This is a genomic window from Bosea sp. BIWAKO-01 (genome assembly GCF_001748145.1).
GTDB lineage: Bacteria > Pseudomonadota > Alphaproteobacteria > Rhizobiales > Beijerinckiaceae > Allobosea.
The window spans coordinates 2,116,641-2,137,917 of the sequence record NZ_BCQA01000001.1; the positions used below are offsets into that span (position 1 = coordinate 2,116,641).

The window sequence follows — 21,277 nt, forward strand, 5'->3', positions numbered from 1 at the left end:
GCCCCCTATTGCTGCGAGGCGCTAGGGCCGTCCCGTCGGCACGCCTTCGCGAATCCTCTGCGAGAACGCGGGATCGTCGAGGGACAGCGTGCGTGCCCGCTCGCTGATGCGCCCGCGTCGAATCAGCTCGTCGAGCGGCATGTCGGAGCGGATCGCACCGATGCGGGCGAGATAGCCCGGCAGGTAGCCCGAGAGCAGCACGCGCGGATCGAGCGGCAGCGAGAAGGTCCAGCCGGGCGCAACCGAACCGACGAGATGGTAGACCACCGTCGTGCAATTGGTCGTCAACGTGTTGTACCAGCGCGGCTTCTTCGCCAGCCGGTTGATGTCAGCGGCATAGGCGAGCAGCACGTCGCGGGCCTGGGTCGGGGTCGCCGCGAGCCGGAACAGCCTCACATCCTCGCCACGTGCATGGGTTCGCAGACCAACGATGTCGCGCTCGTCGGCGGCGACATAGGCCATCTCATAGGTCCGGAAGAAGCCGGCCAGCGACGACCATTCCTCGCCCTTTTCGCGCCTGACCTCGATCGAGAAGGTCAGCGGCAGCGAATCCGAAAAGGTGAAGCTGACGAGCAGATGCGCGATCGCCTCGCCGGACCAATAGGACAGGAAGAGATCGGCCCCCTCGATCTTCGAGAGGTCGAAGCTGCGCGTTTCCCAGTGCTGATCGTAGTCCGCTTCGGTGCGCCAGCGGAAATGCCGCAAATTGCTGACAGTGATGCGGTCGCCCTCGCGCGCGATCTCCGGCAGGCGCGCAAGCTCGGGTATCCAGTCGCGATCATGGGATGGCAGCATGCTGTTCCACCAGCCGAGCAGGCCAAGGAACACGACCGCGAAGCCCAGCGGCAACCGCAGGGCGCCGGTCCAGATCCCGATCAGCCCGGCCAGCGCGGCGAAGCCGAAGCCGATGGCGCCCATGATCGCCAGCGCGCCGTTGAGGCGGAACAGCAGGAGGCCGACGCCCCAAAGACCCGCCCCGACGATGACGAGGGTGGTGAGAAGCTTCAGCAGAATCAAAAAGAGGCGGCTCATCGCCGCCTCTCGTAACACATCAAACCGATTCGGACGTCACGCCGCGAGCGAACTCGTCGGCGCGGCCGCCTTCACGGCATCATCGACATGGCTCTCGAAGCGCTTGAAGTTCTCGCGGAACATGCCGACGAGCGTCTTGGCGGTCTCGGCGAACTCGGCCTTATCCTGCCAGGTTTTGACGGGATAGAGGATGTGCGGCTCGACGCCGGGCACCGAGGTCGGCACCGCGAAGCCGAAATAGGGATCGCGGCGGAAGTCGGCACGGTTGAGCGAGCCGTCCAGCGCCGCCGACAGCAGGCGGCGGGTGACGCGGATCGGCATGCGCCGCCCGGTGCCGTACTTGCCGCCGGTCCAGCCGGTGTTCACCAGCCAGCAATCGACATGGTGCTTGGCGATGAAGTCGCGCAGCAGATTGGCATATTCCGACGGGTGACGCGGCAGGAAGGGCGAGCCGAAGCAGGTCGAGAACTCCGGCTCGACGCCGACAAGGCCGCGCTCCGTGCCGGCGACCTTGGCGGTGTAGCCGGAGAGGAAATGGTACATCGCCTCGGCCGGGGTCAGCTTGGCGATCGGCGGCATCACGCCGAACGCGTCGGCAGTCAGCATCACGATGTTCTTGGGCGTGCCGGCCCGGCCGGTGCGCGACGCATTCGGGATGAAGTCGAGCGGATAGGCCGAGCGGGTGTTCTCGGTCTTGCTCTGGTCGTCGAAATCCACGACCCGGCTGATCGGGTCGAGCACGACGTTCTCGAGCACGGTGCCGAAGCGCTGCGAAGCAGCATAGATCTGCGGCTCGGCCTCGGCCGAGAGCTTGATCGTCTTGGCGTAGCAGCCACCCTCGAAATTGAAGATGCCGTCCTTCGACCAGCCATGCTCGTCATCGCCGATGAGCGTGCGGTCAGGGTCTGCCGACAGCGTGGTCTTGCCGGTGCCGGAGAGCCCGAAGAAGATCGCCGGGTCTTCATTGCGGCCGACATTCGCCGAGCAATGCATCGGCACGACACCCTTGGTCGGCAGGATGTAGTTCAGATAGGTGAAGACCGATTTCTTCATCTCGCCGGCATAGGCGGAGCCGCCGATCAGCACGATCTTGCGGGTGAAATCGATGGCAACGACGGTCTCGCTGCGGCAGCCATGGCGCTTGGGATCGGCCTTGAAGCTCGGGAGATCGACAATCGTCATCTCCGGCACATAGGTCGGAATCTCTTCCGGAGCCGGGCGGATCAGCAGGTTGCGAATGAAGAGCGAGTGCCAGGCGAACTCCGTGAAGACGCGAGCCTTGACGCGATGCACCGGGTCGGCGCCGCCATAGAGATCCTGGGCAAAGAGTTCCTTGCCTTCGGCGTGGCTGATGAAATCAGCGAGCAAGGTCTCGAACTGCTTCGGCGTGATCGCGCCGTTGTTCTCCCACCAGACGGTTCCTTCCGTCAGCGCGTCCTTGACGACGAACTTGTCCTTCGGAGACCGGCCGGTATGGCTGCCGGTATCGGCGCAGAGCGCACCGCCATGGGCGATCTCGGACTCGCCGCGCCGCAGCGACTCCTCGTAAAGGCGCGCCGCTTCGAAGTTCCAGCGCACCGCCTTGAGCTTGCGGAAGCCGAATGTGTCGGCGCCGCAGGCGGTGTTGAAGTGACCGATAGTCTCCACAGGCATTCTCCCGAACGGCGCCCTTCGACGCCTAGTTTCGACATGGCGGACTGTGCTTCCGCCACCGTGGGCGAGATCAAGTGCGGCGCTCTTTAAGCGCATGGCGACGCCGGCTCAAGTCACCGACGAAACTTGAGCAGGCACAAACTTCCCTAAATCGATTGAATAAACCGAGCCCTCCGGCACAGCGTCATCAGGCCGCAGCTCGAGCTTTCTGGGCCAGCGCCACCAGGGCGGCACGCAGCGCCCCCGGGCTGGTGACACGCTCGGGAAAGACAAGGCGCGCCGCCGCATCGCCGCAAACGAGATCGAGCCCTTCGGGATCGAGCCCCGTCGCCCGCCAGCGCCCCTCCGCCTCACCCAGCAACCGCGTCGCATAGAGCGCGAGCGCGTCCGCATGGTCCTCGTTCATATGCGCGACGGCGCCGTCCTCGGCCTCGATCAGCGCATCGCACCCCGTCAGGTCGAGCAGGACGTCACCTGTCGCGATCTCGGCTGCGCGGGCAAACCCGCCATTGGGATGGAGCCCGGAGACCTCGAGCCGGAAGAGCGAAAAATCGGGAAAATCAATGTAGAGCTTCGACTTGGGGTGACGCGCCAGGAACCGGCGCCGCGCCCGCGGATCGTCGGTGCGCAGGGCACGCCCGGCCACGCTGACGCGCTTCGAGTTGGCCATGGGGTCGCCCTTGCCGAGCGCAAAGCACAGGATCGAGCAGCGCGGATCGGCGTCGAGATTGCGCGTGTGCAATGCGAGCTTCGAGAGCAGAAGGAGCGGTGTTCCGTCGACATCGGTCGCGACATTCACGAGAGTCGACAACGGAAATCCGCTTGCCGGATCAAGGGTCGCCAGCGGCGCGGTGCGAGCAATGCGCAGCAGCTCGCGCGCCATCGCGACCGCATCGAAGGAATCTGGCGCTGTGCCCCCGAGTTCGACGCCGCGTGGCGTGATCGCCTGTCCCTGAACCTCAGACATCGCACGCTCCTCACTCTCAAAAATCGGCTTTGGCGAGCTGCACCAGCCGAAGCCGCCGCGAGCCGCTCCGGAGCCTTTCGGCCTAACAACGCGTTAGGCTGTAGCGAAACCGTCACGGCACCGCTAGATTGCAGCCACGGTTTGGCCGCTCTCTCGCGAGAGTGGACCCGTCATTGCAACGCGGCCCAGAGACGTAAAGCCCATGCCAACCATTGCGCTGGTCGATGACGACCGCAACATCCTGACCTCGGTTTCCATCGCGCTCGAGGCCGAAGGATACCGGATCATGACCTATACGGACGGGGCATCGGCGCTTGATGGGCTGAAGCAGAACCCGCCAGATCTGGCGATCTTCGATATCAAGATGCCACGCATGGACGGGATGGAGCTGCTTCGGCGACTCAGGCAGAAATCCGACCTGCCGGTGATCTTCCTGACGTCGAAGGACGAGGAGATCGACGAGCTCTTTGGCCTGAAGATGGGCGCGGACGACTTCATCCGGAAGCCGTTCTCGCAGCGGCTGCTGGTCGAGCGCGTCAAGGCGATCCTGCGCCGCTCAGGCGCCAAGGATGTCAGCGCGCCCGCGCGGCCGGAAGACGCCAAGGCCCTGGAGCGCGGCCAGTTGCGCATGGACCCGGAGCGTCATACCTGCACCTGGAAGGGCGAGCCGGTCACGCTGACCGTCACCGAATTCCTGATCCTGCAGTCGCTGGCACAGCGTCCCGGCGTGGTGAAAAGCCGCAACGCCCTGATGGACGCCGCCTATGACGACGAGGTCTATGTCGACGACCGCACCATCGACAGCCATATCAAGCGGCTGCGCAAGAAGTTCAATCAGGTCGATGCCGAGTTCGACATGATCGAGACGCTGTACGGCGTTGGTTATCGCTTCAAGGAGATGTGAGAATCGCGATCGATGCCTTGACCTGCTCCGAGGGACACTTAACCGCCTTCGTGAAACTGGAACGCATCACGCATGGCGACGATTGAACAGGACAGACCCCGCGCCGAAGGCCGCCACAGCCGTCCGGCGCTGCGGCGGCGCGTAGCGCTTGCGGGGCGGCATGCCTGGCGCGCCATCTCGTCGCGCGCCGCCTCCAGCCTGACGCGTCGCATCGTCGTCCTCAATCTCGCCGGGCTCGTGGCACTGCTGCTCGGCTTTCTCTACCTCAATCAGTTCCGTGAAGGATTGATCGAGTCGCGGGTGCAAAGCCTGCTGACGCAGGGCGAGATCATTGCCGCATCGATCGCGGCCTCCGCGACGGTCGAGACCGACACGATCACGATCGACGCCGACAAGCTTTTGCAGCTGCAAGCAGGTGAAAGCGCCGGCATTGCCGATGATCCGCTCGATTTCTCGATCAATCCCGAGAAAGTGGCGCCACTGCTCAGGCGCCTGGTGACCCCGACGAAGACCCGTGCCCGCGTCTATGACAAGGACGGGATGCTGACGCTCGACTCGCGCAATCTCTATTCGCGCGGCGACGTGCTCCGCCTCGACCTGCCGCGCCTCGGCGAGCAGGACGAGGCGCCCTTGCTCGAGCGCACCTGGAACATGCTGCGCAACCGGCTCGGGCGCGCCGACGTGCCGGCCTATGACGATTTCGCCAATGCCAATGGCAAGTCCTATCCGGAGGTGGCACGCGCCTTGAGCGGCGTTCCAGCCAGCGTCGTGCGCGTCAATACGCGCGGGCAGACCATCGTTTCCGTCGCCGTCCCGGTCCAGCGCTTCCGGGCCGTGCGCGGAGCGCTTCTGCTCTCGACGCAAGGCGGCGACATCGACGGCATCATCGCTGGCGAGCGCTACGCGATCATCCAGGTCTTTGCCGTCGCCGCGGGCGTGATGATCGTGCTGTCGGTGCTGCTGGCCGGCACGATCGCCGAGCCGATCCGCAAGCTTGCCGACGCTGCGCAGCGCGTGCGCAAGGGCGTGAAGTCGCGTGAGGAAATTCCCGATTTCACCAATCGCCATGACGAGATCGGACATCTGTCGGGCTCGCTGCGCGACATGACGAAGGCGCTCTACAACCGCATCGAGGCGATCGAGAGCTTCGCCGCCGATGTCGCCCATGAGCTCAAGAACCCGCTCACCTCCCTGCGCAGCGCCGTGGAAACGCTGCCGCGCGTGAAGAACGACGATTCCCGCGGCCGGCTGCTCGCCGTGATCCAGCATGATGTCCGGCGCCTCGATCGCCTGATCTCGGATATTTCGGATGCATCGCGGCTCGACGCGGAACTGGCACGCAACGATGCCGCCCCCGTCGACATGGCCCAGGTCCTGGAAGCCGTGGTCAGCTTGCAGAACCAGACGCGGCGGGACGGTCAGCCCGGGATCGAGCTTTCGGTCGAGCGGCGCGGGCAGCGCCCCGGCGGGCGCCAGGACTTCCTGGTGATGGGCCATGATTCCCGGCTCGGCCAGGTCATGGTCAATCTCATCGACAACGCTCGTTCCTTCTCGCAGCCCGACAAGCCCGTGCGCGTCATACTGTCGCGCGTCGGGCCCGATGTGCTGATCAGCGTCGAGGATGACGGGCCGGGCATCCCGCCCCACGCCATCGAACGGATCTTCGAGCGCTTCTATACCGATCGGCCGGATGAGGGCTTCGGGCAGAATTCCGGGCTCGGCCTTTCGATCTCACGCCAGATCGTCGAGGCCCATCGCGGCAGCATTCGGGCTGAGAACCGGCTCGACCGCTCGACCGGAGCGGAAGACCCGCCACGGCTCGGAGCGCGCTTCGTCGTGCGGCTGCCTGCCGTTCAGCACATCGCCTGAGTTGCCGCCATGGACAATACAAACACGGCCGCAACCGGCGAACGCGTGCATGCCAGCACGATTGCGATTGGAGAGGCCGGAATCATCATCCGCGGTCCATCCGGCGCCGGAAAGTCGGTTCTGGCGTTGGCCCTCATCGCGCTCGCCAGGCAGGACGGCCTGTTTGCGCGCCTGGTCGCCGACGACCGGACCGAACTGAATGCGACTGGCGGCAGGCTGGTCGGCTACCCCGTCTCCCCGCTGGAAGGACTGATCGAGCGACGCGGTCTCGGCCTCACGCCCGAGCCCCACTTGCCCGGCGTCGTGATCCGGCTGATTGTCGATTGCAGCGGCGAGGAGCCGGAACGCATGCCTGAGCCCGAAGCGCTGGTGGAACGCCTGGCAGGTGTCGACCTGCCGCGGCTGACCGTAAAGGGTCGGGCCGGTGACGAGCGGCTTGTCCTCACCGCCCTGCGCTTGTTCATGGGGGATGCGTGAGCCTTGTTTTCGACAAGATTCAATCAAGCTGTCTTGCCTAACCCGCGCGCCTGCCGCATAAACCGCGACCTTGTCCGGGCGCCTGCAAGCGCTCTCCGGTGCGATAGTGAATGATCGGACTCGTCCTTGTGACGCATGGGCATCTGGCGACCGAGTTCCGCTCAGCGCTCGAACATGTCGTCGGCCCCCAGCAAAACCTCGCCACCATCGCCATCGCCCCCGATGACGACATGGAGGCCCGTCGACGCGACATCATCGCGGCGGTCGAAGCCGTCGAGAACGGCAAGGGCGTGATCGTTCTCACCGACATGTTCGGTGGCACGCCCTCGAATCTGGCCATCTCGGTGATGGAACCCGGGCGGATCGACGTCGTGGCCGGGATCAATCTGCCGATGTTGATCAAACTCGCCAGCGTGCGCGAGGAGAAGACCCTCGACGAGGCCGTAACCAGCGCGCAGGATGCCGGCCGAAAATACATCACCGTAGCCAGCCGGGTCCTGGCGGGAAAATAGGATGAGCGGCCAGGTGAGCAGCAGCGAAGACGATTGTGATTGCCCGGAGACGGCGATCCCGAACGGCGCGCTTTATTGCGAACTGCCGATCGTCAACAAGAAGGGGCTGCACGCCCGCGCTACGGCGAAATTCGTGCAGTGCGCCTCGAATTTCGACGCAGACATTACCGTGACCCGCTGCGGCGAGACCGTCGGCGCAACCTCGATCATGGGCATCCTGACGCTTGGTGCCGGCATCGGCTCGACCATCACCGTCGTCGCCAAGGGCCGTGACGCCCAGGAGGCGCTGAAGGCGCTTGAAGCGCTGGTCGCCGACAAGTTTGGCGAAGGCGAATAGGCCGTAGCGCCAACCGCGCTCCCTTGCAGGTCGCGCGAGGTCAGATTTTGCTGCGCTGGCCTAAGATGCGTTGGTGGCAAACCATCCTGTCCCTTCCCGGACTGCTGACTTCCGACGGCAGATACGCGACCACGCCGAATGCGGGCGTCAGACAGGCGAGGTTCGCGCATGTCGCGCCGGGCTCGTTCCCGGTGCATATAAAGACATCTTTATATCTTTGATTGCCTTCTGACGCCGTCGCTGCTAGAGAGCCGCGCGTCATTCAAGATCAAGCCATTGGAGCAGCCCCGTGTCGAAGCACGATTACATCGTCAAGGACATCAGCCTCGCGGATTACGGCCGCAAGGAAATCAACATGGCCCAGGACGAAATGCCGGGCCTGATGGCGATCCGCGCCGAGCACAAGGGCAAGGCCCCGCTCAAGGGCGCCCGCATTGCCGGCTGCCTGCACATGACCATTCAGACCGCCGTGCTGATCGAGACGCTGAAGGAACTCGGCGCCGACGTGCGCTGGTCGTCCTGCAACATTTTCTCGACCCAGGACCATGCCGCCGCCGCGATCGCCGCGACCGGCACCCCGGTCTTCGCCATCAAGGGCGAGACGCTGGAGGAGTATTGGGAATACGTCCTGCGCACCGCGACATGGGGTGACGGCGGCACGCCGAACATGATCCTCGACGACGGCGGCGACCTGACCATGCTGATCATCCTCGGTGCCGAGGCCGAGGCCGGCAAGGCCGAGTTCCTGGACAAGCCGGGCAACGAGGAAGAGACGATCTTCTTCAAGCTGATCAAGCGCGAGCTCAAGGCCAATCCGGGCTGGTTCACCAAGACCCGCGCCGCGATCAAGGGCGTCTCGGAAGAGACCACCACCGGCGTGCACCGCCTCTACGAACTGGCCAAGGCCGGCCGCATGCCCTTCCCGGCGATCAACGTCAACGACTCCGTCACCAAGTCGAAGTTCGACAACCTCTATGGCTGCCGTGAATCGCTGGTCGACGCCATCCGCCGCGGCACCGACGTGATGATGTCCGGCAAGGTCGCGGTCGTCGCCGGCTATGGCGACGTCGGCAAGGGCTCGGCCGCTTCGCTGCGCCAGGCCGGCTGCCGCGTGCTCGTCACCGAGATCGACCCGATCTGCGCGCTGCAGGCGGCGATGGAAGGCTACGAGGTCGTGACCATGGAAGATGCTGCGCCCCGCGCCGACATCTTCGTGACCGCCACCGGCAATCTCGACGTCATCACCGTCGAGCACATGCGCGCCATGAAGCACCGCGCCATTGTCTGCAATATCGGCCATTTCGACTCGGAGATTCAGGTCGCCGGCCTGAAGAACTTCAAGTGGGACAACGTCAAGCCGCAGGTCGACGAGGTCGAGTTCCCCGACGGCAAGCGCATCATCCTGCTGTCGGAAGGTCGCCTGGTGAATCTCGGCAACGCCACCGGCCACCCGTCCTTCGTGATGTCCTGCTCGTTCTCGAACCAGACGCTGGCCCAGATCGAGCTCTGGAACCACCACGCCAAGTACGAGAACAAGGTCTACACGCTGCCGAAGCATCTCGACGAGAAGGTCGCGGCGCTCCACCTCGCCAAGGTCGGCGCCAAGCTGACTGTGCTCAACGATGCGCAGGCGAAGTATCTGGGTCTGGCCCCGACCGGCCCGTTCAAGCCCGAGCTCTACCGCTACTGACACGCCAACAGGCGTAAAGTTGAAGAAGCCCGGCGTTCGCGCCGGGCTTTTTTGTATCTGACTGACCTCTTATTGTCGCAAGAAGACACCACTAATAGACAGCGCCATACAACCAGGCTCAATTTGTTGATTTCTTGATCTGGAGCGGCACTCGGTCGCGATTTTCCACGCATTTACCAGCCATTAAGCACTTCCTGCCGGACTCCACCGGTGATTAGAGTGGAGCTGATTCGGGCCCGCTGCGTTCGCGCGAGGTCGAGCAAGCTCAAACGAGTTGGTGTGGTGGTGTGCGTGCGTCCGGTTCGGGCTGCGGCGCCTCGATCGGCTTTCCACCTTGGCCGTTCAACGCCAGGGTCGGGTTCAGACTAAGTGACGGAAGCAGAATGAGACGAGCGGGGCGAAAGAGACGGAACGGAGATGCGGGGCGCCACAGCGCACTGCTCCCAGGCCTCGCCGTCGGCAGCATCCCGCTTCCGGCGCTCGCACAGACCGAGATCATGGCTCCGCTCCCGGCAGGCGCGCTTGGCGCCGGCAGCCTTTCGATCGTCCTGGCAGGGCTAGTGGTCTTCGCGGCAACAACTTCGATCATCTATGTGCGCGAGCGGGGACGCTGGCAGCGCCGCGAAGGAGAACTCGCGAGCGAACTGGAAGCGGCCCGCAGCCACCAGGAACGCCTGGGTGCGCTGCTCGCGTCCGATGCCCAGGTCGTGGTCAGCTGGAACGGAAAGAACGCCGAGCCGATCTTCGAGGGCGACAGCGGCTTTCTCGGCGCGCCCGGCGCTGCCCTGGCCCTTGCCTATGGCAGCTGGGCCCCTCCCGCCGACGCCAAGCGCCTGGAACTCGCCACCGACGCATTGAAGGAGCGCGGCGAAGCCTTCGGCTTCACGCTCAGGAGTCGCTCCGGCCCGTTCATCGATGTCGAAGGCCGTCCCGTCGCAGGGCGCGCGGTGATCCGTTTCCGCCAGGTCAGCGGCGAGCGGGCCCGGGTCATGGCGCTGCAAAGCGAACTCGAGCATGTCACCGCCGATCATGCAGCGCTCTCGACCTTGCTGGCTGGCCTGCCGCAGCCGGTCTGGACGCGCAATGCCGACGGTCGCCTGAGCTGGGCCAATGCCGCCTATGCCCGCGCGGTCGAAGCTGCCGGCGGCAGCGAGGCGGTGAAGGGCGGCCTCGAGCTGCTCGACCGCAATGAACGGGAGAACGCAGCCAAGGCGCGCAGCGAAGGGCGACCGTTCGCAACACGCGCTCCGGCTGTGGTGGCCGGCCAGCGGCATACGCTCGACATCCTGGAAATGCCGACGCCGGCGGGCTTTGCCGGTATCGCGACCGACATGAGCGAGCTTGAGGCCGTTCGCGCCGACCTGCAGCGCCAGATGGATGCGCATGTGCGCACGCTCGACCGGCTGAAGACGGCAGTGGCCGTGTTCGACGCCTCACAGCGGCTGGTCTACAGCAATTCCGGGTTCGAGACGCTCTGGTCGCTCGACTCCGCCTTCCTCGAAGGCAAACCCAGCGATAGCCAAATCCTCGACCGGCTGAGAGCCGAGCGCCGCCTGCCTGAACTCGGCGACTACCGCAGCTGGAAGGCTGCGGTACAGGCTACCTATACAAGCCCGCGCGCCAGCGAGGACTGGTGGTATCTGCCGGACGGGCGGACGATCCATGTCGTCTCGAGCCCCAACCCGCAGGGCGGCGTCACCTATCTCTTCGACGACGTGACCGAGCGCTTCACGCTCGAATCCCGATTCAATGCACTGTCACGCACGCAGCGGGAAACGCTCGACTCGCTGCGCGAGGGTGTCGCGGTCTTCGGCTCGGACGGCCGGCTCAAGCTCTCCAACCCCGCCTTCGCCCAGGCCTGGAAGATCCATGGCGACCTGGCCGCAGCCACGCCGCATATCGACGAGGTCGTCCGGCTCTGCCGGCCGCTCTATCCGCATGACGATGTCTGGACCGAGCTGCAGAGCGTCATCACGGGCGTGCGCGATGCGCGTGAGGACTATGGCTGCCGGATGGAGCGTCGTGACGGCAGCGTGCTCGATTGCGCCGCCGCGCCGTTGCCGGACGGAGCGACGCTGATCACCTTCGCTGACGTCACCGCAAGCGTGAATGTCGAACGTGCCCTGACCGAAAAGAACGAAGCCCTGGAGAAGGTCTCGCGGCTGCGCGAGGATTTCGTCCACCACGTCTCCTACGAACTACGCTCGCCGCTGACCAACATCATCGGCTTCGCGCAATTGCTCGGCGCCGAGACGATCGGTGCGCTCAACGAGAAACAACGCGACTATACCGGCCACATCGTGCGCTCGTCCGGCGCATTGCTTGCGATCATCAATGATATTCTCGACCTCGCCTCGATCGACAACGGCGCTTTGGCGCTCGAATTCCAGGAAGTCGATGTCGCCGAGACCATTGCCCAGGCGACGGCCGGCCTGCACGATCGCCTGATCGATAGCAAACTGACCCTCAAGGTCGATATCGCGCCCCAGACCGGCCCCTTGCGCGCGGATGGCCGCAGGTTGCGGCAGGTGCTGTTCAACCTGATCTCGAACGCGATCGGCTTCTCCGCTCCTGGCCAGACCATCGGGGTCACGGCCGGGCGCATCGGCGGCGATGTCCGCATCACCGTCGCCGACGAAGGCCGCGGCATCCCGGCCGAAGTCAAGGACAAGGTGTTCGACCGGTTCGAGAGCCATTCTCTCGGCTCCAAGCATCGCGGCGTCGGACTTGGCCTCTCCATCGTGCGTTCCATCGTCGAGCTGCATGGTGGCCATGTCGAGCTCGATTCCGCGCCAGGGCAGGGCACGCGCGTCACCGCGGTGTTCCCCTCGGAAGGCATGCCGCTCTCGGATGCCGCTGAATGACAGAGGATAGCGTGAAGACAGGCGGGCATCGGCTGACGCTGGCCGGTGAGGCCGCCACAGTGCGGCTCGGCCGCGATCTCGCCGCGATCCTCAAGCCCGGCGATATCGTGGCGATCTCCGGCCATCTCGGCGCCGGCAAGTCGTTGCTGGCGCGCGCCATCCTGCGCGAGCTTGCCGACAACCCGGACCTGGAAGCTCCGAGCCCGACCTTTACCCTGGTGCAGAGCTACGACACGCTGCGCGGCAGCGTGATCCATGCCGATCTCTACCGGGTGCGATCCCCCGACGAACTCGACGATATCGGGCTGATCGAGGATCTCGACCGCATCATCACGCTGGTCGAGTGGCCGGACCGTGCCGGTACGCGGCTGCCAGCCGGTCGCCGGCTCGACATCGTGCTCGACGTCGACCCAAAGGCGCCCGAGACCGGGCGGATCGCCAGTCTCGCGGGCGGTGTGCTCTGGCGCTCGCGCCTTGCCATCGCGATCGCAGCACGGCGATTGATCGACTCCGCCGGATGGGGTGAGGCCAAGCGCGACTTCATGCTCGGCGACGCCTCGACCCGCGCCTATGAGCGGCTGACGCGTCCGGATGGACAAACCGCCATCCTGATGATTTCGCCGCCGCGCGCGGACGGCCCCGCGATCCGTCTCGGCAAGCCTTACAGCGCCATCGCGCATCTGGCGGAATCGGTCGATGCCTTCGTCGGCATGGATCGAGGCCTGCGCTCGCTGACCTATTCGGCGCCCGACATCTTTGCCCAGGACCTCGAGACTGGCCTCCTGCTGATCGAGGACCTCGGCGATGAGGGTGTGCTCGACGAGAGCGGACCGATTCCCGAACGCTATGAGGCCGCCGCACGCCTGCTGGCCGACATGCATCGCCACACCCTTCCGGCGATCCTGCCGGTCGCCGACGGGCGCGACTACATCGTGCCGGACTATGATCGGGGTGCGCTCTCGATCGAGACCGAACTCGTGCTCGAATGGTACGCCCCGCATATTGCCGGCGTGACCTTGCCCGCGGTGACCCATGCCGAATTCAGCCGCATCTGGAGCAAGCTGTTCGACGAAATCCTCGCCGCACCATCGACCTGGACGCTCCGCGACTTCCACTCCCCGAATCTGATCTGGCTGCCGAAGCGTGAAGGACACGCCAAGCTCGGTCTGATCGATTTCCAGGACGCCGTGCTCGGCCACCCCGCCTATGATCTGGTCTCGCTGGGACAGGACGCGCGCATCGACGTGCCGGCAGCACTGGAACTCAAGCTGCTTGCCGCCTATGGCTCGGCGCGGCGGGCCGCGGACGAGAGCTTCGATCTCGCCGGCTTCGCTCGCGCCTATGCGATCCTGGGCGCGCAGCGCAACACCAAGATAGCCGGCATCTTCGCACGTCTCGACAAGCGCGACGGCAAGCCCGCCTATCTCAAGCACCTGCCGCGAATCGAAACGTACTTGCGACGCAACCTTGAGCACCCAGCGCTCGAAGAGCTGAAGGCCTGGTATCAGGCCCATCTGCCGAAGCTGTTCGAGACAGCCGAAAGCCCCTGAGAGGTCGTCCGCGACAAGCGCGACCTCGACGCGCTATGGATCGCGCAGGTTCATCACAATCGGGAGATTCGCGTGACTGAGACGGGTTCGCGGCCGATCCGCCGGGCCATGGTGCTGGCTGCAGGCGTTGGCCAGCGCATGCGCCCCATCACCGACAGCCTGCCCAAGCCCTTGGTCCGGATCGGCGGCAAGGCGATGCTCGATCACGCGCTCGACCGGCTCGCCGAAGCCGGCGCCACCGAGGCGGTCGTCAACGTCCACCATCTCGCCGAACAGATCGAGGCTCACCTCGCCGGGCGCACGCTTCCCAGGATCATCATCTCGGACGAGCGCGACGAGCTGCTCGAAACCGGCGGCGGCGTGAAGAAGGCCCTCCCCCTGCTCGGCAGCGAACCCTTCTTCCACGTCAACTCCGACTCGCTCTGGAGCGAGACCGGCATCTCCAACATTGCGGCTATGGCGCAGGCCTGGACGCCGGCGGAGATGGACATGCTGATGCTGCTGGCCCGGCGCGAGGACAGTGTCGGCTTCGACGGCGCCGGCGACTTCTTCCAGGATGCGGACGGCCGGCTGACGCGGCGCGGCCAGGCGCCAACGGCACCCGTCGTCTATGCCGGGGTGATCATCATGAAACCCGAGATCTTTGCCGACACCCCCGAGGGCTCGTTCTCGCTCAACCTGCTCTTCGACCGGCTTATCGCGCGGAAGCGCCTGTTTGGGCATGTTCTGCAGGGCCAGTGGCTGCATGTCGGCACGCCGGAAGCGATCGCGCCGGCAGAAGCCGCGTTCGCGGCCGCCCAGAGCTTCCATGGCTGAGCTCAACCTGTTCACCATCCCCGCCGGCACAGCGTTTCTCGACGTACTGGCGCAGGCGGTGCTGGACGGACGATTCGGTCAAGTCTACGCGCCGGATGATCCGGCAGCGATGGCTCGCGCGACGCTCTATCTCCCGACGCGCCGTGCAGCGCGGGCCCTGGTCGCCGGCCTGTCCGCGAGGCTTGGCGGCAAGCCGCTGCTGCTGCCGCGCATCGTGCCGCTCGGCGATGTCGACGAGGCCGAGACGGCGCTGATCGGCGCGGGCGGCTGGGATGGCGCGCGCGTCGGGCCGATCGACCCGCTGGCGCGGCGGATGCTGCTGGCGCGGCTGGTCGATAGCTGGGGGCGCACGGCGAACCGCAGCCACCTGAAGCTCGACCCGTCAGAGCCCTCGCTCGTGCCGTCGACGCTGGCCGAGGCCTGGGGGCTGGCTGGCGATCTCGCCGCCCTGCTCGACCAGATGCAGACCGAAGGCGTGCCGGTCGAGCGGCTGGCGACCCTTGACGCCGCCCGTTTCGACAAGGTCTGGCAGCTCAATGCGAGCTTCCTGGCCATCCTGGGCGAGGCCTGGCCGAAGATCCTCGAAAGCCGCGATGCCTGCGATCCTGCCGATTTTCGCAACCGCATGCTCGAAGCCGAACGCCAGCGCCTGCTTTCCGGCAGCGTAACTGGGCCTATCATTGCTGCGGGCTCCACCGGCACGATCCCGGCCACGGCGCGGCTTCTCGCGGCGATCGCACGAATGCCCAATGGCGCGGTCGTATTACCCGATCTCGACCTCGACCTGGCTCCGCTCGCCTGGGAGGCGATCGAGAAGGAGCCTGCACCGTCCCACCCGCAGGCGGCGTTATATCGGCTGCTCCAGACATTGAAGGCCGGCCGTGACGACGCTCAGCCGCTGGCGAGACCGGAACCGGGCCGCGCGGCCCGGGCGGCGCTGCTGCGCGAGGCGATGCTTCCGGCCTCGGTCACGGAATTCTGGGCCGACCTCGCGACCCGCGTTTCCCCTGGCGAGGCTGAAGCAGCCTTCGATGGGATCAGCATCGTCGAGACAGCCGACGAGCGCGAGGAGGCGCTGGCGGTGGCTATCGCGCTCCGTGAAACACTGGAGGAGGACGGCAAGCACGCGGCACTGATCACTCCCGATCGCGGCCTCGCCGAACGAGTCGTCGTGGAGCTCCGGCGCTGGGGCATCGAAGCCGATGATTCCGCTGGCCTGCCGCTGGCGCGCTGGCCGGCCGGCGCCCTGCTGCGCCTCCTCCTGGAGGCTGCGCGAGCCCAGATGACGCCGGCCAGCCTCGTTCCCCTGCTCGCCCACCCGCTTTGCCGGCTCGGACTGTCGCGACAGACCGTTGCCGCGGGCGCAGCGGCGCTCGAGATCGGCGCCTGGCGGGGCGAGGCTGTCACCAAGGGGTTTGCGGGCCTACGCGACAGTTTCGCGGCGGTTCCGGGACTGATGCAGGACCGGCATGCGCCTGCGCCGCGCCGGCGCCTGAACAGCGCGGATCTCGCCGCCGCGGGCCTGGTTCTCGATGCACTCGAGGCCGCCATGGAGCCACTGCTCGCAGCACTGGCCGCCCCCCTGCCTGCCTTCGCGACTGTCGTGACGGCAAGCCGCGACGCCCTGGTCGCACTCAGCCGGGCGGAGAACGGCGCCACGCTCGCCTTCGTCGGGCCGGACGGCGAGGCCCTCGCAGGACTGTTCGACCAGATCGACGGCGCCCTCCCCGATGCACCCGAGGCCGGCCATCCCCGCGACGTCATTGCGATCCTCGACAGCCTGCTGGCCGAGACCTCGGTCCGACGCAGCGGGACGGGCCATCCTCGCGTCAAGATCTGGGGCTTGCTGGAAGCGCGCCTGCTGGAAGCGGACCATGTCGTGCTGGGCGGCCTCGTCGAGTCCGTCTGGCCCCCGGAGGCCAAGACCGATTCCTTCCTGAACCGGCCGATGCGGGCCGAACTGGGCTTGAGCGCCCCCGAGCGGCGCATCGGCCAGACCGCGCATGATTTCATCCAGGGCGCGATGGCGCAGCGGGTGACCCTGACCCGCGCACGCAAGGCCGGCGAGGCCGAGACCATCGCCTCGCGCTTCTGGCAAAGGCTCAAGGCCGTGACCCCGCAGGATGCTTGGAACGGGGCCGCGGCCAGGGGAGCGCGTCTGACCGGGCTTGCTTCACTCCTGAGCAAACCCGCCGACGCCAAACCAATCGGCCGCCCTGCTCCGCGGCCCGCGCGCCAGCTCCAGCCCGTCGCGCTCAGCGTCACCGAGGTCGAGACGCTCTACCGCGACCCCTACCAGATCTTCGCCCGCAAGATCCTGAAGCTCGACGCCCTTCCCGAGCTTGTTGGTGACCCCGGCGCCAGCGATCGCGGCAACCTGCTGCATGATATCGTCGGGACTTTCGCGGAGACCTATCCGGAGCAGTTGCCGGCCGACTCACTCGATCACCTGATCGCGATCGGCAAGCGCCTGTTCCAGGCGTTTGACGATACGCCCGAGGTTCGCGCCTTCTGGTGGCCGCGCTTCCTCCTGACCGCCAGTCATTTCATCGGCTGGGAGGAGCGCCGGCGCGGCGAACTGGCACGGGTTGCAGTCGAACGCGGTACCGCGGCAACGTTCAAGCTGCCGGACGGCGCGGAATTCCGGCTGAGCGGGCGAGCCGACCGAATCGAGATCACGCGCCAGCCATCGCTGCGCATCATCGACTTCAAGACCGGAGCTCCGCCAAGCAAGGCGCAGGTCGAGAAGGGCTTTGCGCCGCAATTGACACTGGAAGCCGAGCTCGCGGCGCGAGCCGGATTTCGCGAGGATATCGCTCCTGCGCCGGTCGACGCGCTGCTCTATCTCAAGCTCCATCACGATCCGAAGGGCTGGGCCAAGGACAAGCCGCTCGAGTTCGACGGCGAGCCTCTCGCCGATGTCGCCGCGCGCCATCTCGAGCGGCTGATCGAACACCTCCATGCGCTGCGCAGCGGGCGCGAAGCCTATGTCTCGCGGCGCGCGCCCGACTATATCAAATATGCCAGCCCCTACGACCAGCTCGCGCGGGTCAAGGAGTGGTCGGCCGCACCGGGTGGCGACGAGCCCGGAGGCGAGACATGAAGCCCGGCTGGATCGTTCCCCCGCAGACCAACCAGCGCCAGGCACTTGCCGCCCGGCCCGATCTCAGCGCCTGGGTTTCGGCCAATGCCGGTTCAGGCAAGACGCATGTGCTGGTCAACCGCGTGCTGCGACTGCTGCTCGACGGCGTCGCACCGGCGCGCATGCTCTGCATCACCTACACCAAGGCGGCGGCCGCCAATATGGCGAACCGCGTGTTCAAGGCGCTCGGCGCCTGGGCGACCATGCCGGATGATGCGCTTTCGGCGGCGCTGGACGGCCTGACCGGCGAGCGAGCGACGGCGCGGCAGCGGGCAAGCGCTCGCCGGCTGTTTGCCGAGGCGCTGGAGACGCCGGGCGGGCTCAGGATCGAAACCATCCACGCCTTCTGCACGCGCGTGCTGCAATCTGCGCCCTTCGAGGCGAACGTACCGCCGCGCTTCGAGGTTGCCGACGATCTCGCGCAGGCCGAACTGCTGCACGACGCAAGGCGCGAATTGCTCGCCGCCATTGCCGCCGATCCTGCCGGTGCGGAGGCACAGGCGCTCGACTTGCTGGCCAGGCAGGCGGCGCAGGACACCTTTGACGCGATGATGCAGGAGGCTTTGCGTCAGCGCACCCTGTTCAGCGATGCGGAGGGCCGCGCCCGCTCGGCGCAGGAGATGCGCGAGGGCATTTCGGGCTTCCTGGGAATTGCACCTGACCTGACGAATGACGAGGTGCTGGCCGATTTCCGGCGCCATCTTGCTTCCCTTCCGGGGCTTTCCGCTCTCGTCTCGGCGCTGGAAGCCGGTAGCGCGACCCGGCAGAAATTTGCGGCTGCGCTGCGCAGCCTGACAGCGCAGCAGTTCGAGGGTGACCCGATCGCAACCTGCCGCTCCGGCTTCATCACAGCCGAAGGCACGGTCAACGCGCATATCAGGGGCAAGGGAAAATCCGAGTTCGAGCCGGCGCTGATGGCCGTGCTCGACGCACTCGCCGATCTTCTGCTCGGTGCAGTCGACCAGCTCAACGCCATCGCCATCCGCGACCGCAGCCACGCGCTCGCGCTGCTGGTGACAAGGATGCTCGCCTCCTACCAGCGGCTGAAGAGCGAACGCTCGCTGCTGGACTATGACGACTTGATCGCCAAGACGCGCTCCCTGCTCTCGCGCGTCGAGGCCGCCTGGGTGCTCTACAAGCTCGATGCCGGCATCGATCACATCCTGCTCGACGAGGCGCAGGACACCAGCGAGGCGCAATGGGCGATCCTGGGCGCGCTCGCCGACGAGTTCACGGGTGGACGGGACACACGGGCAGAGGGCCCCAAACCCCGGACGATCTTCGTCGTCGGCGATGAGAAGCAGTCGATCTACGGCTTCCAGGGCGCCGCGCCGAGCGCCTTCGGCGAGCAACGGACCCGGCTCGGGCTGAATATCCGGCAGGCAGAGCTCGCATTCGAGGCGGTGAGCCTCAACACCTCCTTCCGCTCGGCGCCCGACATCATGCGGGCGGTGGACATCGTCTTCGCGGTGGCGGAGCACGCGCGCGGGCTGGTCTTCGACGGCAGCGCCCGGCCGGAGGTGCATGACACCGTGCGCCAGAGCGACCCCGGCGCTGTCGATCTCTGGCCGCTATCGGCCGACGACCAGAGCGAACCGCCGGATGCCTGGACGACTCCGGTCGACGCGCCCGAGCAGCGCAGCGGGACCGTGAAGCTCGCAACGCGCATCGCCGGCGTGCTGGCGCGCTGGACGCGCAGCGGGCAGGATGATCTCGGACACGGCTTCAAGCCCGGCGACGTCATGATCCTGCTGCGCCAGCGTGGGCCGCTGTTCGAGGCGATCGTCAAAGCCCTGAAGGATGCGGGCGTGCCGGTGACCGGCCGCGATCGCTTGAGCCTCGCGACACACCCCGCGGTCGAAGACCTCGTCGCACTCGGCCGGGCGCTGCTCCTGCCCGATGACGACCTGTCGCTGGCCATCGCGCTGAAGACGCCGCTGCTTGGCCTCGACGACGACGATCTGATGCGCTTCGCGCCGGAGCGAAAGGGCTCGCTGCGCAGCGCCCTGCACGGCATCGGCGAAAGCGAGCCGCGCTTCGCTGCCATCGAAGCACGGCTCTCCCAACTCGGTGACGACGCACGGCGCATGGGGCCCTTCCGCTTCTTTGCGCAGCTGCTCGGGCCGGAAGGCGGGCGCAATCTCGCTCTGGCTCGGCTTGGCGCCGAGGCCGGCGACGCGCTCGACGCCTTCCTCAATGCGGCGCTCGACTATGAGCGGCGGCACGGCCCATCGCTCGCTGGCTTCCTGCACCACATCACCCAGGCCGGGACCGAGGTTAAGCGCGACCTTTCCAGCAGCGCAGGCGAAGTGCGCGTCATGACCGTGCATGGCTCGAAGGGATTGGAGGCGAAGATCGTGATCCTCGCCGATCTCGCCCCCGAGCCCGGCGCCAAGCGCTTGCCGAAGATTCTCGCGGTGGAACCTCCCAGGGGCAAGCTCGTGCCGATCTGGCCACCCGCCAGGGCAGACGATGCGGAGGCGACCCGCAGGGCGAAGGCGCAGGTCGTCGACCAGCTGGCCGAGGAGCACCATCGCCTCCTCTATGTCGCGATGACCCGGGCCGAGGACCGACTGATCGTCTGCGGAGCGCAAGCCAAAGGCGAGGCGCCACCCGGAAGCTGGTATGCGATGATCGAAAGCGGACTTTCGCTCGCGACATCGGGCCTGCAGGAGGTTGCCGCACCGGACGGCATCGGCACGATCCGGCGCTTCATGGTTTCGGCAGCAAAGCCCACCGGTCCTGTGGAAGAGGCGCAGTCCAGGCAAGTGCTCGCCGAACCCGCCTGGCTCCGCGCCTCCGCGCCCGCCGAACAGGAACCGTTGCCACCGCTCAAGCCGTCGAATGCGATCAGCGCCGCCGATGCGGCCGAGCGGCCGGGCGACGGCCCATTCCTTGCCGAGGCAGCACAAGCCGGTCGGCTGGCGCATCTGCTCCTGCAGATCCTGCCGGATGTCGACGAGCCGGGCCGCACCGCGACGGCACAGGCACTCGCCGCCCTGCGCGGAGCCGGTTTGCCTGACGCACGACGCCAGGCGGTCATTGGCCAGACCCTGGCTTTGCTTCGCGACCCCGCGCTTTCCGCCCTGTTTTCATCCGGATCGCTGGCTGAGGTTCCGATTGCCGGCGAGATCACGCTTGCCAATGGTGCAGTGCGGGCCGTCTCGGGCCAGATCGACCGGCTCGCCGTCACGGAAAACGAGGTGCTGATCGCCGATTTCAAGACGGCGTCGCGGCCGCCGGCCGATGAATCGGCGATCCCGCCCGCGACGCAAGCCCAGCTCGCCGTCTATCGCGCCCTGATCGGGCAAATCTATCCGGGGCGGCAGGTGCGGACCCTGGTGATCTACACCGCGACGCTCGCGACACTGGAGCCGCAAGCCGCGGCGCTCGATGCCGTTCTGGCGAATTTGGCAGGGTAGCCCTGCTTCAATGCAAGGCCGACGAAACTTGACCCAGGCTGC

At 66.4% G+C, this 21,277-nt stretch carries 14 protein-coding genes; 11 read left to right on the forward strand and 3 right to left on the reverse strand.

Going from position 1 to position 21,277, the window contains the following annotated elements:
- Window positions 1–21: 21 nt before the first annotated feature.
- From BIWAKO_RS09685 to BIWAKO_RS09695, 3 genes are all read right to left on the reverse strand, one after another.
- Window positions 22–1,032 carry an Lnb N-terminal periplasmic domain-containing protein gene (locus BIWAKO_RS09685; RefSeq protein WP_069878529.1) on the reverse strand — a complete coding sequence of 337 codons (1,011 nt, stop codon included), beginning with the start codon at window positions 1,030–1,032 and terminating at the stop codon, window positions 22–24.
- A 36-nt stretch (window positions 1,033–1,068) separates the two neighbouring features.
- Window positions 1,069–2,679: a phosphoenolpyruvate carboxykinase gene (locus BIWAKO_RS09690; protein WP_141740035.1), complete on the reverse strand. Its 1,611-nt coding sequence runs from the start codon at window positions 2,677–2,679 to the stop codon at window positions 1,069–1,071.
- A gap of 193 nt (window positions 2,680–2,872) precedes the next feature.
- Window positions 2,873–3,652 (reverse strand): HugZ family pyridoxamine 5'-phosphate oxidase, encoded by a 780-nt coding sequence (locus BIWAKO_RS09695; protein WP_141740036.1) that lies wholly within the window; start codon window positions 3,650–3,652, stop codon window positions 2,873–2,875.
- Window positions 3,653–3,854: 202 nt separating this feature from the next.
- Here BIWAKO_RS09695 and BIWAKO_RS09700 point away from each other — a divergent pair, with 202 nt between their 5' ends.
- The 11 genes from BIWAKO_RS09700 (at window position 3,855) to addA (ending at window position 21,235) form a co-directional block, all read left to right on the forward strand.
- The gene (locus BIWAKO_RS09700) at window positions 3,855–4,556 is read left to right on the forward strand and encodes a response regulator transcription factor (RefSeq protein WP_069878531.1); all 702 of its coding nucleotides are present in this window, start codon (window positions 3,855–3,857) and stop codon (window positions 4,554–4,556) included.
- Window positions 4,557–4,628: 72 nt separating this feature from the next.
- Window positions 4,629–6,425: a stimulus-sensing domain-containing protein gene (locus BIWAKO_RS09705; protein WP_069878532.1), complete on the forward strand. Its 1,797-nt coding sequence runs from the start codon at window positions 4,629–4,631 to the stop codon at window positions 6,423–6,425.
- Window positions 6,426–6,434: 9 nt separating this feature from the next.
- Window positions 6,435–6,902 (forward strand): phosphoenolpyruvate carboxykinase (ATP), encoded by a 468-nt coding sequence (locus BIWAKO_RS09710; protein ID WP_069878533.1) that lies wholly within the window; start codon window positions 6,435–6,437, stop codon window positions 6,900–6,902.
- A 110-nt stretch (window positions 6,903–7,012) separates the two neighbouring features.
- Entirely contained in the window at window positions 7,013–7,414 is a 402-nt protein-coding gene (locus tag BIWAKO_RS09715) for a PTS sugar transporter subunit IIA (RefSeq protein ID WP_043234821.1), read from the forward strand.
- Between the two features lies 1 nt (window position 7,415).
- The gene (locus tag BIWAKO_RS09720; protein WP_069878534.1) at window positions 7,416–7,751 is read left to right on the forward strand and encodes an HPr family phosphocarrier protein; all 336 of its coding nucleotides are present in this window, start codon (window positions 7,416–7,418) and stop codon (window positions 7,749–7,751) included.
- A gap of 289 nt (window positions 7,752–8,040) precedes the next feature.
- A complete protein-coding gene (gene ahcY, locus BIWAKO_RS09725; protein ID WP_069878535.1) occupies window positions 8,041–9,441 on the forward strand; it encodes an adenosylhomocysteinase in 1,401 nt (466 codons plus the stop codon).
- Window positions 9,442–9,938: 497 nt separating this feature from the next.
- The gene (locus tag BIWAKO_RS09730) at window positions 9,939–12,305 is read left to right on the forward strand and encodes a sensor histidine kinase (RefSeq protein ID WP_244523399.1); all 2,367 of its coding nucleotides are present in this window, start codon (window positions 9,939–9,941) and stop codon (window positions 12,303–12,305) included.
- Entirely contained in the window at window positions 12,302–13,855 is a 1,554-nt protein-coding gene (gene tsaE / locus BIWAKO_RS09735; protein WP_069878536.1) for a tRNA (adenosine(37)-N6)-threonylcarbamoyltransferase complex ATPase subunit type 1 TsaE, read from the forward strand. Before BIWAKO_RS09730 ends, tsaE begins: the two co-directional genes overlap by 4 nt.
- Window positions 13,856–13,963: 108 nt before the next feature.
- The gene (locus tag BIWAKO_RS09740; protein ID WP_069878537.1) at window positions 13,964–14,671 is read left to right on the forward strand and encodes a nucleotidyltransferase family protein; all 708 of its coding nucleotides are present in this window, start codon (window positions 13,964–13,966) and stop codon (window positions 14,669–14,671) included.
- Window positions 14,664–17,774 (forward strand): double-strand break repair protein AddB, encoded by a 3,111-nt coding sequence (addB, locus tag BIWAKO_RS09745; RefSeq protein ID WP_069878538.1) that lies wholly within the window; start codon window positions 14,664–14,666, stop codon window positions 17,772–17,774. Before BIWAKO_RS09740 ends, addB begins: the two co-directional genes overlap by 8 nt.
- Window positions 17,771–21,235 (forward strand): double-strand break repair helicase AddA, encoded by a 3,465-nt coding sequence (gene addA / locus BIWAKO_RS09750; RefSeq protein ID WP_069878539.1) that lies wholly within the window; start codon window positions 17,771–17,773, stop codon window positions 21,233–21,235. Before addB ends, addA begins: the two co-directional genes overlap by 4 nt.
- Window positions 21,236–21,277: the final 42 nt, after the last annotated feature.

Coding starts and splice junctions, on each gene's coding strand:
- BIWAKO_RS09695 (WP_141740036.1), bottom strand. CDS start 3,652: ATGTCTGAGGTTCAGGGACAGGCGATCACGCCACGCGGCGTCGAACTC.
- addA (WP_069878539.1), top strand. CDS start 17,771: ATGAAGCCCGGCTGGATCGTTCCCCCGCAGACCAACCAGCGCCAGGCA.
- BIWAKO_RS09740 (WP_069878537.1), top strand. CDS start 13,964: ATGGTGCTGGCTGCAGGCGTTGGCCAGCGCATGCGCCCCATCACCGAC.
- BIWAKO_RS09705 (WP_069878532.1), top strand. CDS start 4,629: ATGGCGACGATTGAACAGGACAGACCCCGCGCCGAAGGCCGCCACAGC.
- BIWAKO_RS09685 (WP_069878529.1), bottom strand. CDS start 1,032: ATGAGCCGCCTCTTTTTGATTCTGCTGAAGCTTCTCACCACCCTCGTC.
- BIWAKO_RS09730 (WP_244523399.1), top strand. CDS start 9,939: ATGGCTCCGCTCCCGGCAGGCGCGCTTGGCGCCGGCAGCCTTTCGATC.
- BIWAKO_RS09710 (WP_069878533.1), top strand. CDS start 6,435: ATGGACAATACAAACACGGCCGCAACCGGCGAACGCGTGCATGCCAGC.
- tsaE (WP_069878536.1), top strand. CDS start 12,302: ATGACAGAGGATAGCGTGAAGACAGGCGGGCATCGGCTGACGCTGGCC.
- BIWAKO_RS09700 (WP_069878531.1), top strand. CDS start 3,855: ATGCCAACCATTGCGCTGGTCGATGACGACCGCAACATCCTGACCTCG.
- BIWAKO_RS09715 (WP_043234821.1), top strand. CDS start 7,013: ATGATCGGACTCGTCCTTGTGACGCATGGGCATCTGGCGACCGAGTTC.
- BIWAKO_RS09720 (WP_069878534.1), top strand. CDS start 7,416: ATGAGCGGCCAGGTGAGCAGCAGCGAAGACGATTGTGATTGCCCGGAG.
- addB (WP_069878538.1), top strand. CDS start 14,664: ATGGCTGAGCTCAACCTGTTCACCATCCCCGCCGGCACAGCGTTTCTC.